The following is a 13,454-nucleotide window of genomic DNA, read 5'->3' on the forward strand; positions in this document are numbered from 1 at the left end:
GCCAGGAGCTTTTCCCGCTCTTCATGTTCCCTCACAAATGGGAGGACATCACGGAGGCTCACTTCTCCGACATGTACTGCGAGACCGGTGCGGATCAACTGCCCTTGACTATTCACCGCCTCGCGTGTTTCCATATTTCGGATACCGAACAGAGTGGCGCGCCCCGCGATGGCTCGACTACCCTCATGGTCGATCACCCCATCTCGATCGGCGGCATCCTTAACTTTATGGAGCATTTCGAGGAGAGGTCCCGCCTCCTTGTTCCAACGCTCGCGAAGCCCTTCTATGGTCGTTTTCTGTTTGGCCTTGCGCGTCTGATAGAAGGATGCGACGCGAGCTGCCTGTCCCATGCGGCCATGGTCCTTCGCGTGGGCGTCGATCTGCTCGGCTCGCTTGGACCACTCCGCGATCAGGCTCTTAGGTACGCCTCTGATTTCGAACAGTCCCCGGTGCGGATCAGTTTCGACTTCGAAGCCATGGGCATGAAGCCTCTGGGCAAGCCCATTGCGATAGATCTGCCCGGCGACCATCTGCTCGGCGAACATCGCCCGACTTTCCATGCTGGTCAGAGGCGCGCCGTCCTCACGACCGGTGATGTTCATCAAGACGACATGGGTATGGAGGTGGGGATCGAGTTCCCGACTGGCATGCTCGGTGAAGCGCGCTGCAATGATCCGGCCGGTCGTCTCATAGACGATCTCGCCCTGCCGCCGAAAACGATAGGCGGCATGCTCCTCCAGCCAAGAGATTGCCTCGCCGACTGCCTGCTCGTGCGCTTCGAGCACGCGCTGATCCTGCGCCACCAATGCCATGATCGAGACGGACTTCGGGGCGTTGACCGCAAAGTCCCATCCAGGGTGATGCTGGATGGTACCATCGGCGCGCCCGCGGCCAAGTTGCCGTCCGGCTACCCTGCCCGCCAGGAGCTCCTTGAACATGGTCGGGTCGACGGGCCCCTCAAGACCAAGCTCCGCTGCGATCTTCCCCGCCCACTCGCTTGGTTCGTCGGAGCCCTTCGTATAATAGTCGCCAACCGTGTAATAGCGGGCGATGTTGCCGGCCAAGCCGGACAGGCGGCGGGGATGGATCACGCCGGATCAGCCTCGCCCGGGGTTTCGTTGACCCGGCCGTGACTCAACAGCGGAACTGTTCGCGCGCCAGCCCGAGCCCCGAGCATGGATGGACTCGGTGAAGTTGCTGTCTCTGGCTTGCGGTCCGGGGGTGATGCCTCAGGCATTTGCCCGATGGGCAGCTCAGGCTTAGACATCTCGGAATGAGGAGAGTTCGGTGGCGGCGGCGCCGATCCGCTTTTGCGGGCAGCTTTCGTCCGGCTGCGGCTCCCTGGTTCATCGCTTTGCGCAGCCTGTTCTTGCGCTGCGGCGCGAGCGGCCTGAATGATCTCATCGGCCAGCGGGAGCCGAATGGGAGGTTTGGTGCGCTCGACGAATGCGGGTGCGACATTCGCGATCGGATTGAACCGATCGGCGAATCGGATGACGGGAAGGTCGCGACCGAAGCGGAGAAAGCCAGACAAGTTGGGGAGGTTCGTCACCTCTGTGTGCATGACCAACGGGCGGGTCACCTGCATCCGCGAGAGGTTCACCCCGTCGCGCATGTCATTGACGCCGTAGGACATGCCTTCATTCGCCTCGATCTGCTCCACCTGCCCAAGATTTTCGGAGACATGCTTCGCCGTCGGGGTGTCGTTGGCGCGCAGTGCTATCCAAGTTGAGCAGTAGCCGGTGATCGCGGCGGCATCCTGGATACCGTAGGTGGCCTCAAGCTGGGGATAGGATTGAAAGCCCAATATGCCGCAGCCCCCATATTTGCGCGCGCGGGCGAGGAAGTCGCTGAGCGAAGGAAGCCGCTGGAGCGACGGTAGCTCATCGATGATGCAATAGAGCCGCCGCTCGCTGTCGGGCTTCATGCTCATGATCGCCCCGATGGCGATGTCGATCCAGACAGTTATGAGCGGCCTCAGGGAAGGTAGCTGATCCGCCTTCACCGTGATGAACAGCCAGCTATCATCCGTCTCATTCTCTACCCAACGACGAATCGAAAAGCCGTTGGTGGTGTCGTCTAGATAGGCAAAGCTGCGCATTACCGAAGCAAGTTCCGCTTGGATGCCGGCGGAGGTCCGGTCCCCTTCCATGCTGATGAAGGCAGCGGCCTCGGTCCCCTCGGCGAAGGCGACGAGGTCCTTTAGCCCCGAGCGAAGAAGGCGATCGAGCAGGATGGAGACCAGCGTATGTTGCTGCCTGGCGAGCTTGCGCAGAACGCCGACCAGCGTACCGCGTGCGGCCTTCGCCCAGAAGGGATCGCCCGCCTTGTCGGGGATCGTGGACTGAGCGATCTGGTCGTAATGATATTCCCGAGGAACATCGACCCAGGGCGACCAATGGTCGGTTCGCTGATCTAAGGGATTGAGGAGGATGTCCTTCCCTGGCCGATAGAATTTCTCCACAAAGGAGCCGGCGGTATCATAGACGATGGCGCGCTTTCCGTTTTTCCTGATGCCCTCCAGCATCGTCGTGATGATGTTAGTCTTACCGGTCCCAGGCGCGCCGCAAAGGACGATATGCTCCGGCTCGAATGCATGCGGCATTGTCACGCCGGCGATGGTGAAACTCCCCTTACGGTACCGGCGCAGGAGCCGCCGGATCGATCTGACGGTGCCGAACCGGGTGCCCCGCAGGAACTGGTTCGACCCCAGACCCCGCCCGGTCCGCGTGAAATAATACCAGGCCGAGCCGAGCGCGATGGCGGCGCCGATCCCGCCGATCAGGGAGCCCGTGATGAGCGCGGCTTCGCCCGCCTCTAGCGTCTTTCTCGCCACGCCGGAATTCAGCAGAGCCTCGGCCGTCGTCCAATATTTGTAACCACCAGGTGTCTGAAACTGGACCAGGTCGGCGGCGCCCCGCGTCGCATCCTTCCGGAATTCGGCGAGCGCCAGTTGAACCAGCACATAACGCTGGTAGGCGGTCAGGGTCTCGAAACAATACCAGATGATACCCATAACCCAGAGCACAAGACAGGCGGACATGGTCTGGAAAAAGACCTGGGTGGTCATTCGAACATTGTGGACGATGGCCTGGCCGCCGCGAGTCCAAGAGCCCAGCGTATCGTTGCGAAAGATGCTCATCGCCGCACCTCCCGCGCACCCGGATCTGATTCCAGTTCCGGATCAAGCAAGCCCCTCTCAGCAAGGAGAACGCGGGCCTCGGCCATACCCTGTTCGACGGCTTCCGGAGAGCGCCGCCCCACCGCGACTACGAGGATGGAAAGGATCTGAATGCTGGTGGCGAGGATCTCATCCTTGGACGAGAAGATATAGCCGCGATTGGGTTCGGCAGCCTGGGCCAGTACCAGCCGGACAAACTCCGACAGGCTGAGGTCGGCGGCAGCAGCGCGCCGGAAGAGGCGCTCATGGAGCCCCTCTTCGATACGTAAACTAAGTCTAACCACAGGTAAGCTCCATTAGCTGGAGCCCTGCGGATGTCGGGAAGCGCTGCCTTTATACCTTTGTTTTCAGTTGGGTGCAATTCGATCGACTGGATGACATGTCATACAGCTGAAAATGGCGGATTTCTAGGATTCACATGGCAACCGTGGGCAGGCTGTCCGACATGGGTGACAAAACCTGGGGTCGGGCGAATACCCGTATTCGACCATAAAGCATTGAACTTAAACAGGACTTTGTCGCAGCATCCGTGCGTAGGGTGCATTTCACCGGCCCGGGGGCCGAGCGTCCGCCCTTCGCAGCGCTCGGTCGCTGCGCCCGTCATCAAATGGCGGAGGCGGCCTCTTGAAAACGGGGTAGACGCCGCGCGTTAGCGCGGCCGATCGGTTAACAGCGTTGCAGGCGTCTGCTCCCTGGGGAATAATCAGGGGTGGCGGGCAGACCCCTTGCAATGAGGAGTCGATACATGCCCAAGATGACAGATCGCGAGCGGCTCGCGAAGATAGAGGCAGACCAGCAAAGCCTCGCCCAAGAGGCGGAATCGGTGCGGCGGGCTTTACGTGCGCATTATGGAAAAGTCGCGACGGAACTTGCCGTCGAAAGGTTGAGCGAGCGTGAATTTCGGGACGTGCTTAGCCACGCTATCCGGGTCGGCGGCGCTGCGATAGCAGCGCTCAAGACATTTTCACGGGCCAGCGCGCCTCCTGAACAGACGCCGCTAAAGAAGCCTGCCGAGGCGCGACGCAAACTGCCGCAAGGCGGTGGAGCGAATGGAGAAGGGGAGGCGCTGTTTGTCGTACAGCTATAGCAATATGGGACTGTGCCGCAGGCACCAGAAAGGGACCGGCGCGCATTGGTGGGCCGGTCCCTCTCTCTTCTGTCGTCGGGTCTAGGCGGGTATCACGCGCCGCCTGCGTTTGAAGGGAATGTCCGGTGCCTGTTCGCTCTTCAAAAAGACATGTGTCGGCACGCGATGCCCCCTCTGCGGGTTGAACAATTCATAGAGACTCGCCTGAATGCCTGACCCTTCGCACAGGATCGCCTCAACCGGCATGAGCGCGGCAATGTCGCGATTTCGTTTGAAGCCTGCGTCTTTTCCGCGCCCATAGATGCCGAAGGTCACGCATGGCACGCCCCTTTGCGCAGCCCATGCGGAGGCGGCGGCATCCACTCCCAAGCGCTGCCCGGTCGTGACAAGCACCATGCGGGGGATGCGCGTCCTAATCTGGTCGAGGCGGTTCCATATGATGCGCCCGTCATGCCAGTTCTGCGGGCCCGACACGACTACGATCGGGCCTTGCGGTTCATAGCGCTCGCGCCGCTTTTCCGCTCTGACGCGCAGGAAGTCGAGCGCAGAAATCTGGCTTGCGGTCGTGACATGGGAGGCCCGGGACCCGCGCGCCGGGGACCATGGGCGGCCGGAGCAGGTGCGGAACATCGCGGCGGCATAGTCTCGCATTGCCTCGATGGCGGCGCGCTGTTCCGCTATAGACTGGCATTCAAGCTGCGTGTCCTCTAGCTCCTTCATGAAGACTTCCCCTGGCTCTAGCCGCCTCGCCATATCGCGGATGTTGTCGGCAAGCTGGTCCTCGCGCCGCTCCAGTTTTCCGGCCACAAAGTGCAGCGAATTCACGATGCCCCATGCGACTTCCGGTGCCAGCGCTTCAAGGCGAGTGTCGGTGAAGAGTTCGAAAATCGATGCGATGATGCCGCCGCATTCGGCCTGCGCCGCGATGGGTTCGGGCATCTCGAGTTCGGCGGGTTCCGCGCCGCGTTCCATGATGGTGAGCGGGATCGGATCGCCAAAGGACGCCTGAAAATCAGGCGTGGCGATGAGTTCGGCATAAAATTCCGGCAGGTCGCCAAAGCTGCTAACGCTCCGGGAGGCGGTTGGCTTGCTCATGAGGTTGCTCCTTCCTGAGAGGATGACCGTTCAGGGCCGGGAGAGCGTGGCGGCGCGTCCCGGCCCGTTTTGCAAAGCGCCTTAGAACGGCACCTCATCATCAAGGTCACTGCGCCGGCCGCCGGTATATTCGCCGCCTGCCCCTGCGGTGCTGCCGTCCGCAAAGCCGCCACCCTGCCGTCTGCCAAGACCGCCAGCGCCTGCTTCTTGGCGCTGGCCGCTGCCAGACCGTCCGCCAAGGCCGCCGCTTTGCGCGTCCCGGTCGCGGCCGCGCCGCCACTGGACATCGAAGCCATTGCGCTCATCGCCGAAAAGGGCGATCGACAGCGGCTCGGGGAAGCTCGGATCATCGATCATCCCGGAGAGAAACGTATCGCCGCTGCGGTTCATCTTGCGTTCCCAGACCGCGCCGATCTGGATTTCATCGCCTGCGCGGTTCGTCTCGAAGACCTCATAGAGCGGAGTGGCGTCACTCTGTCGATCCGTTACCTTGCGCATGATGAGATAAGGGAAATGCAGTTCCCGCGTGGCGATCTTGCCGACAATATCGTTGATGCGTTCATCAAACTTGAAGTTTCCGATCTTCATGATTTCATCCTTTCATCTAAAATGCGGCTTAGGTTTTCTTCCCTGTCCGCATTTTTAACTTAGCCCCTTCCCTGAATTTCTTCCATCTCATTGATTTCTTGACAGATTTCCCATCGCACCTGGTGAGCCCGCGCACAAAGACCGCCGCGTAGCGGCCAAAATGACGCACCGGCCGCCCGCGGCCGGTTCCTTATCGAAGGAGAGGGAGCGTGGGCCGGCTTACAAGTCATCGCACCCGGAGCCGCCCTCGCAGGTCTGAAGGCGCAGGACCGGGCTCTTGGCTACAACAGGCACGGGAGGGGCTTAGCGTAGCCTGGTGAAAAGGGGCCGGCTCCGCCGCTGAAACGGACAAACGCTGCCGGCCCCTTTTCGCCTGGCGGAGCTTGGCGCCGACGCAACTCGTTGTGGCCGAAACCGGTTCTGCAACGCGCAGAACCTGCGAGGGCGGCGAAGGGGGTGATAGCTTGTCCGCCGGCTCCACGAACCACATCGCGCGTAGCGCGATTCCATAGGCGGAGCCTGAAATGCGCAGGTTGCGCACCAGACAATGACGTCAGCGGGAGGGAGCAGACCTATCACCAACCTCGCGGGAGGGATCGTCACGACACCAGCAGCCAGGATCCCGTAGAGGGCTTGGTTGGAGCGGAGCGGAGATAGAGTCCGGTGCCCTGCAAAAAGGGGCCTCAGGGCCGCCGTGCGGCTCGGCCCAGGGCGTAGCACCGACGGAGCGAGAAGCTCTCAATCCGCGGGCACATTTAATGGCGACAGTGATCGAAGTGATTCGACCGTACACGGTTCAGCGATCAGGTAAACGCAGTGGGAGCATTACGCGCAAGCTTGATCTATGTGCCGAAAGCGGTGCTCAGTCGGGCCGGGCGAGGGAACGCCCAGCCCGCCTTCCGGAGAAGATACAATCTGCAACCGATAGACCGCTCGACCTAAATATTGGAGCAAATCCCGATCGCGTTCCGGCCAGCCGATGCAAACGCTCTTGAGGAGCCGTTCACGCCCGTGGATTGGGAATGCAGTCTGGGCCATCCATTCTCGATGTCGCCCAATCTTTATCTGGCGGGTGGGCATTGGTGTCCCGCCTGTCAGACCGACCTCGAAAGCCATCCTAGAGTGGCAGCGTCAAATCCATTTTTCGCGCAGGTGTGGCCAGTCCCGTCCGCTCAGGCATCGGCTATCCACACCGCTTTGGCCAGACTGAAGTAACACTGGTTTCGCACCGGCAACGGCGTTGCCATCTCGACCATCCCGCATCACAAGGTGATGATGGCATGCCGAAGCACCAGCCCTGCAAAACTGACTCTAAATAGGGGACGTCCTAGTTCGACAGAGATGGCCCTGATCGAGCAGGCGATCCTTGCGACGGCGAGATGCATGTTTCTGACCGATGGCTTACGACGGCGTATCGATGGAGAAGATCGCCTCAGAAACCGGCCTCGCCCGTACAACGCTTTACAGCCGTTTCCGACGAAATCCGACCTGTTCCGTTCAGTCGACGGGCGACGTCAAAGACATAGGCGAGGTTCTGTGCCTGCGCGTGGCGGACATGGCTTCGCTGCTCGTCGATCCGCTGTTCGGCGGCCTTCATGCGCTGATCCTTCTGAACCGCCGTCGATTTCCCGACCTTGCACCACTGATGCATGAACTCGGTTATTTGAATGCGCTTCGGCTGCTGGCGCAAGACATCCGAGCCGCCGCGCAACGGGACGGCACTTCGCAACCGGAAGCCGTGGCTGAACATATTCTGACCGCCGAAGCGTATCGGAGGAAGGTGGTCGATCTCATGCTCCTCGACCGCGATCTCTGGTGATGCGGAGCGGCAGCCGGCGCCAATAGGAGCTTGCGAGCGGGGGACCCCGCTCGCGCCTGTGATCACCGGCTCGCCTCCAGCCGCCCTGCGGCAGCCCATCCCGCCGCGACCGGTTTCAACTTTTTGAGCGCGGGATTGCCCGGATCGATCATGCCGTTCTGCGGCACATTCTCCACAGATACCTTAAGCATGTTCGGACCTGGTCGCAGCGCATCCGTGACATCGATGCGGAACGGCGCCGCGATGACCGGAGGTAAAGTGCGGCCGTTGATCGTCACTGTCGCCATGTCATACACCTGGCCCAGATCGAGACTGACGCGCGTACCTGGCTTGAGCCACGATGAATCGACGCTGATCGAACGACTGTAGATGGCTTCCCCGGAGAAGCCCGCCAGCTCCGACACCTTGCTCCAGTCCTGCAGCGCGACCTTGCCGAAATCATGAGCATAGGGCTTGCGGGCCACATGACCGGACACCGACAGTGCCCAGCCTTCGGCGGGCAAGGCTGCCGATCCCACTACCTCCGAGGCCGCGACGGACTGCGGACGGGTTCTGGGATCAAGAACGAGAAGCACGCTCTCGCCAGCGGAAAGCGACAGAGGCACCTGGGTCATGTCCGCCGCAGCACTGGCGGTGACAGGATTTACGCTACCGTCCATTGCGTTCCAGCGCGTGACGCCGCCCACACCCGGTAGGGACACCGTCAGACTCCGCGCGGCATCAGCCCGATTGTGAATGAAGGTGACCGGCTGCCCATCCACAATGCGCTGAACGAAAACAATATCAGAAGCATCGCCCTCGAAACGCAGATTGCCTGCGACGCCTGCTGCGCGGATCGCCTCTGGCAGCTCCACTGCAGGCACGATCTTGGCGCCCGCCTTCATCGCAGCAGCCACAGCTTTCTTCACGCGGGCGTCGCGCGCCTTCGCGTCGGCCAGTCCTTCATCGCGGCGGGGTGCGTGATCGGTGAAGAAGACGGGCAGGCCCGCCTTGGCAAAGCCTGCTATCGCTTCCATCGTGTCGGCCCGGATGCCCTCGATCGGCGGCAGCACGAGCACGCCATATTCGTGCCCGCCCTTTGAGATAAGACGGCGGCCCTCGACCCTCGCCTGCGCTATGGAGTCAGGATTGATCCGGTCGAAATCATATCCGGCGGCAAGGAACGCCTTCTCGCCGGCCTGCTTGCCCGCGCCCCTATCCTCGATACCGATATAGTAGCCGTAGCGGCCATAGAACCAGGCGACGGGAACGACAGACTTTCCCGCCTGCATGACGGCCTGCAACCGGCCCATATAGGCGGCAAGCGGCTTCATGGCTCGCCAGACGGGGTTCGTCTCATTGATGGGTCCGCTAAAGCCCAGAGAGAAGGGGCTCGGCTGGAAGGCGTGCCAGCCCGGCCAATCCTCGGCGTGGAAACGGTAGTTCATTCCGTGCAGGATCATGCTGTTGACCCCGCCGGCCATGATGAGGTCGATGCGCCGCCGCATATCGGCCGGCGTGACGTTATAGGCCCGGTCGGGCCATACGAGGCTTTCGGCCGAGATGATGTGGTGTCCATAGAGATTGGCGGCAGAACGGGCGAGGCGCATGAATAGCGGATCACCGCTGTGAACAAGATCCTCGGTTTCCGGTATGTCGGCAAGCCCATAGCCGCGAATGGTATCGAATGCGCCGCCATGCGCCTGGAACTTGGCCTTCAGGCCATGGGCATGGTTCCACGCGACGAAGGGTTCAATGAAGCCCTCAATCATCATGTCAGACACGGTACGGCGATAATCCGCCCTGACACGCTCTGCCAGGTCGCTGTTCGCGGCTTCGAAATAGGGCGACGAATAATGTTCGTCCCATGCCTGCATCCATCCCGGCTGGAGCACAAAGGGAAGATAAGGCGTCAGATCATATCCGCGCCGCTTCCTGAATTCCTCGAGCAGTTTTGGCCCCCACTGAATATCCTGCATCAGCTCAAGGGAATCGACGAAGGTCGAGCGGACGCCCGGCGGGTTCTTGCCCAGCGGATCGCCGGCGCGCGCAGCATGTGCTGCAAATGCTGAAGGATCCGTGTGATCCAGGATCAGTTGCGGTCCCCGTCCGGCCGCTCCCAGCACACCGACATCGGAAGCAAATTGCCGAAATACGAAGACCTGCCACTCACCAGCCGGCGGCGTCCAATCGAGCGTGCCGTCCTCCCGCAGCTTGTCGGTCAGGACAATGCGGCTGGCTGGATCGAGCGTGCCGGAGGTCAGCACATCACTCCAGGGAGAAATGGTCATCCCGTTCATGCCGCTGCGCTTCTTCAGGTCAGGCGCGCTGCCCTTCATCGCAACCACCGCGACGGTACGGGCGCGGGCATCCAACCGCTTACCCCAATCCGCATATTTGGGATCTTTTGTACGCGGATCGAAAAAGTTGAGGGCGCCCAGCCTCTTGGTCCGCTTGGGCAGTTCGACCTTGATCGGGCCGGACGTGCCGCCCTTCACCGCGGTACGCGCCATGGCCAATTCCGTGAACGCCTTTTCCGGCGGAATTGCTTCGCCGCCGCCGGACGGCCAGGCAGACCCCAAGGTATAGTCGAGACTGAGACCGGCGCTCTTCGCGGCATCCGCCGCCGCGCGCAGGTGCGCGAAGAAGCTGGGTTCGGCATAGTCGTTGACCACCGCCCGCTCCTCCGGCGTCAACGTCACGAAATTCGGTGAAAAAGATTGCACCTCGGCGCCGCCGAAGCCCATTTGTGCCATCAGTTGGACCTCGCGTCGCAATTCCCCATCAGTGACAGCGTCCCCCGGCCACCACCAACGCAGGCGGGGCTTAGCCTCCATCGATGGCGACTTGAACGCCTCCGACAAGGACTGCGCCCAAGCCTGCACGTTCAGAACGGACAAAGCCATTGCGGTGGCTGCCAGAAGCTTTGCCGTTTTCCTCTTGGCGAACATGATCTGATCTCTTTCTCAACGATGTGCTCGGGACACTTCAGGTGCAAAACTCTATCACGTACAGCAGACATCCGCGGCCGCCCTCATTCGGCGCGATCACTGATGTAGCCGAATGATTATCCCTCCCAGGATCACACAGCCTCGATCAGCGCTACGCCCTCTGCAGGTAGATCCAGGGTGATTTCGCCACGACCATTGAGCGTTCGCAGTTCAGGCGCAGCCAACTCTGCAGATTTGCGGATGATGTCCATTTGCTCTCGTGTGGGATATTGCGGAGACCCCATGGCCCGCCATGCAGGATAAGGGGAGCCGCGCTCCTGATCGACATAGGTGACCTGTAGGCGGCCACACGCCAGTTCCCGCTCATCGGATCCTCCGTCACCCAAATGTGCCGGGTGTCCTCGCTGGTGGCGAGATACAGCTTGCCGTCAATGGCCGAATTTGTCAGCCGGATATCCGGTGGGCTGGACAAACTCCCATCGCAAAAGGTCCGTCGAGTGCCAGTAGCCGCTCGAGTGCGAAGCAAAGAGCCAGTAGCGGCCCTTGAACAAGACAATGGTGGGATCTGCCGCTTCCCGGAACGCCTCTTTCGGTCGCGGCTGAAGCGGGCGAAACGGCGAAGCACCTGATAGCGATAGGGTAGATCGACCGGGTTCGCATAGGTCGCAAATCGATCAGCACCAGCTGCTTGCAACGGATGGGTGGATGAGAATATCGCGCCAGCGACAATCAGGCAGGCAAACCGGACCATATTCGGCCTGGCGGTGGCATCGCGACCCGGAATCATTTTGCAGACTCTATTTGCCATGTTGCGCTGGCCCCCTCGAATTTGGAAATCTATTTTCTTGTTGTTAGAAAGCGGGCTGCATTTTGGCGCTACTTTGTGCACCGCCAAGGCGGGTCCAGGACCTGTGACAAGGACCCATTCAGTAGGTCGAGAGCTTCACCCGAAGCAGCGCAGGCTGCTCGTTGAAGTTGAAGCCATAGGAGATTTGATCACCATTCCAGCGACGGCTGGCTTGCCAACGGCCATTGATGAACGTCCCCTCTTCCGCGCTCATGATCTGTCCGTTCGCGGCCGGATCGATGGGCGTGAATTTGAAGCGGCTATACTGTCCGGCGACCAGGAATTCATTAGGTCCCAGTTGGGCAACAACACCACCCCCAACGGGCTCCTTCGCCCATGGCGGCGACTCCTGGTTGGGCCAGGGGATGTCGAAGCTGTTGCGGCCATAGGCGACGGAGATCTTCCAGCTGCCCATGGACGTTGAGTCTTCTCCCGCGCTGTTTTTGGCGGTGCCCCAGGTCGGATGCTTGCTGGCGATCGCGGCCCAGTCGCCCGCGATCGGCCGGAATAGGCGGTAAGGGGCGGCAAATGCCTCGATTGCGGCGGCGTCCAACTTTCTCGTACCGAGCGGGTAGTTGGAGTAGTTGGTGCCATCCATGCCAAAAGGCGCCCAGCCGATAGCCCCCCGCCCCAGCGCCGCCCAAAAGAAACGAGCAGCCCAGACCGCGTTGCTCGTCTCGGGGACAAACAGCGCATTGTCCGACCGGGCGTAGCGATCGAGCAGGCCCAGATAGGTTTTTTCGAGCGGCAGGTAGAGGTCAGGACCAATGAGGTCGAGCGCAGGCGCGGCAGTCTTCCAGATTGGCAGCACGTTCCAATTGGGACCACCGCTCGCGACCGAAGAGGCCATGGCCGTGCCCGTCGCATCGAAGACCGCAGCGTTAGTATAGAGGGGCAAGTTCTTCTCTGCCTTGCCGGCGGCAGCCACTTCTTGCACGAACCGCGCATAGGTCCACGCGGCAAATGCCTGGTCTGCTTCCTTACCGAACGCCTCCGCCCACGTCCCGGCCTGCTTTCCCGACGCGCGGCGGATGTCTTCGGGCACTGACTGGGCAAATAGCTGCTCGGCTGCAGGAGAATAGTCCCGAGCAACGCCATGGCTCCCGATCTCATTTTCAACCTGGACCATGATGACCGTGTGCTGGCGATCGGCTTCGCGCAAATGCCGCATCAGGGCCACAAAAGCCTTCCGATCGGCAGCGAGCGTCGCTTCGCCCAGTGGGGAAAGCGTGTTTGTGGGGCGGCCGTCCCTCTTATGCAGACGGGGGAAGCGCTTCGTATCGGCCTTCACCCATTCCGGCGTGTAGGTTGACTCGCCGTTCTTCCAGCTCCCAAACCAAAGCAGCACGACACGCATGTCATTTTTGCGCGCCTGGGCCAGCAGCGTGTCCACCCAGCTATAGTCGAATCTGCCCTCTATAGGCTCAAACTGCTCCCACGCGACAGGCACTTCGATCGTGTTGGCGTTCAACGCCTTCATCACCGGCCACACCTCAGGAAGTGCTGAGGGGTAATTGCTCGAATTATGCACCTGTGCGCCCAGCATCAGATAGGGCTTGCCGTCCACCAGGAATGCATGCCGCCCATCTTCCGTGCGAAGGCGTGGTAACTCACCCGCCAGGGCGTGCCCTGCCAGAACAGCGCACGAGAGCAGGAGCGCCGGAAAGGAAATAGAGTGGTGCACATGATCTCCTGTCAACTGCCGACCGCTATACCTATATTCTCGACAAAGTAAACAGCCTCGTTTCATTGTTCGGGTGCGTCCGCTTGGCCGCTCACTTGTCAGGCATCTCGCTTACGGGCCATTTTCATCTGGCATCACTGCCGTTTGTCGCGAGGCCCGCGCAAGGACCAGGAGTCCTTTGTTCGCAGCAGATATCGAATCCGCCTGGTCAAGTGACGCCGCA

General features: G+C 61.1%; 9 protein-coding genes and 1 pseudogene. 2 read left to right on the forward strand and 8 right to left on the reverse strand.

The features are described from left to right. Window positions 1-311: 311 nt before the first annotated feature. The 3 genes and pseudogenes from mobF to EP837_RS13485 form a co-directional block, all read right to left on the reverse strand. Window positions 312-1,091 (reverse strand): annotated as a pseudogene (mobF, locus tag EP837_RS22050) (MobF family relaxase); the annotation flags it as partial. Further along, window positions 1,088-3,142 carry a type IV secretion system DNA-binding domain-containing protein gene (locus tag EP837_RS13480; RefSeq protein ID WP_066529604.1) on the reverse strand — a complete coding sequence of 685 codons (2,055 nt, stop codon included), beginning with the start codon at window positions 3,140-3,142 and terminating at the stop codon, window positions 1,088-1,090. The gene EP837_RS13480 and the pseudogene mobF, both read right to left, overlap by 4 nt. After that, a complete protein-coding gene (locus EP837_RS13485) occupies window positions 3,139-3,465 on the reverse strand; it encodes a CopG family transcriptional regulator (protein WP_066529607.1) in 327 nt (108 codons plus the stop codon). The genes EP837_RS13480 and EP837_RS13485 overlap by 4 nt, the downstream gene beginning before the upstream one ends. Before the next feature lie 461 nt (window positions 3,466-3,926). Between EP837_RS13485 and EP837_RS21585 the strand changes: the two genes are divergently transcribed. Next, window positions 3,927-4,268 carry a hypothetical protein gene (locus tag EP837_RS21585; protein ID WP_066529611.1) on the forward strand — a complete coding sequence of 114 codons (342 nt, stop codon included), beginning with the start codon at window positions 3,927-3,929 and terminating at the stop codon, window positions 4,266-4,268. Window positions 4,269-4,349: 81 nt separating this feature from the next. Here EP837_RS21585 and EP837_RS13495 read toward each other — a convergent pair whose 3' ends face one another. Then, window positions 4,350-5,363 (reverse strand): DUF2493 domain-containing protein, encoded by a 1,014-nt coding sequence (locus tag EP837_RS13495; protein ID WP_066529615.1) that lies wholly within the window; start codon window positions 5,361-5,363, stop codon window positions 4,350-4,352. Between the two features lie 81 nt (window positions 5,364-5,444). Next, a complete protein-coding gene (locus EP837_RS13500) occupies window positions 5,445-5,951 on the reverse strand; it encodes a DUF736 domain-containing protein (RefSeq protein WP_066529619.1) in 507 nt (168 codons plus the stop codon). A gap of 1,396 nt (window positions 5,952-7,347) precedes the next feature. On the opposite strand from EP837_RS13500, the gene EP837_RS13505 reads away from it, so the two are divergent. Beyond that, a complete protein-coding gene (locus EP837_RS13505) occupies window positions 7,348-7,770 on the forward strand; it encodes a TetR family transcriptional regulator (RefSeq protein ID WP_066529623.1) in 423 nt (140 codons plus the stop codon). A 62-nt stretch (window positions 7,771-7,832) separates the two neighbouring features. On the opposite strand, the gene EP837_RS13510 is transcribed toward EP837_RS13505, so the two are convergent. The 3 genes from EP837_RS13510 to EP837_RS13515 form a co-directional block, all read right to left on the reverse strand. Then, entirely contained in the window at window positions 7,833-10,700 is a 2,868-nt protein-coding gene (locus EP837_RS13510; RefSeq protein WP_066529624.1) for a glycosyl hydrolase, read from the reverse strand. Window positions 10,701-10,831: 131 nt separating this feature from the next. Next, window positions 10,832-11,086 (reverse strand): GH39 family glycosyl hydrolase, encoded by a 255-nt coding sequence (locus EP837_RS21030; protein WP_156518587.1) that lies wholly within the window; start codon window positions 11,084-11,086, stop codon window positions 10,832-10,834. Between the two features lie 540 nt (window positions 11,087-11,626). Beyond that, on the reverse strand, window positions 11,627-13,231 hold the full coding sequence (locus EP837_RS13515; RefSeq protein WP_225870644.1) for a DUF5597 domain-containing protein: 1,605 nt from the start codon (window positions 13,229-13,231) through the stop codon (window positions 11,627-11,629). Between the last annotated feature and the right edge of the window lie 223 nt (window positions 13,232-13,454).

The sequence above is a fragment of the Sphingobium sp. EP60837 genome, assembly GCF_001658005.1.
Classification (GTDB): Bacteria; Pseudomonadota; Alphaproteobacteria; order Sphingomonadales; family Sphingomonadaceae; genus Sphingobium; species Sphingobium tyrosinilyticum.

Coding starts and splice junctions, on each gene's coding strand:
- EP837_RS13480 (WP_066529604.1), bottom strand. CDS start 3,142: ATGAGCATCTTTCGCAACGATACGCTGGGCTCTTGGACTCGCGGCGGC.
- EP837_RS21585 (WP_066529611.1), top strand. CDS start 3,927: ATGCCCAAGATGACAGATCGCGAGCGGCTCGCGAAGATAGAGGCAGAC.
- EP837_RS13495 (WP_066529615.1), bottom strand. CDS start 5,363: ATGAGCAAGCCAACCGCCTCCCGGAGCGTTAGCAGCTTTGGCGACCTG.
- EP837_RS13500 (WP_066529619.1), bottom strand. CDS start 5,951: ATGAAGATCGGAAACTTCAAGTTTGATGAACGCATCAACGATATTGTC.
- EP837_RS13505 (WP_066529623.1), top strand. CDS start 7,348: ATGGCTTACGACGGCGTATCGATGGAGAAGATCGCCTCAGAAACCGGC.
- EP837_RS13510 (WP_066529624.1), bottom strand. CDS start 10,700: ATGTTCGCCAAGAGGAAAACGGCAAAGCTTCTGGCAGCCACCGCAATG.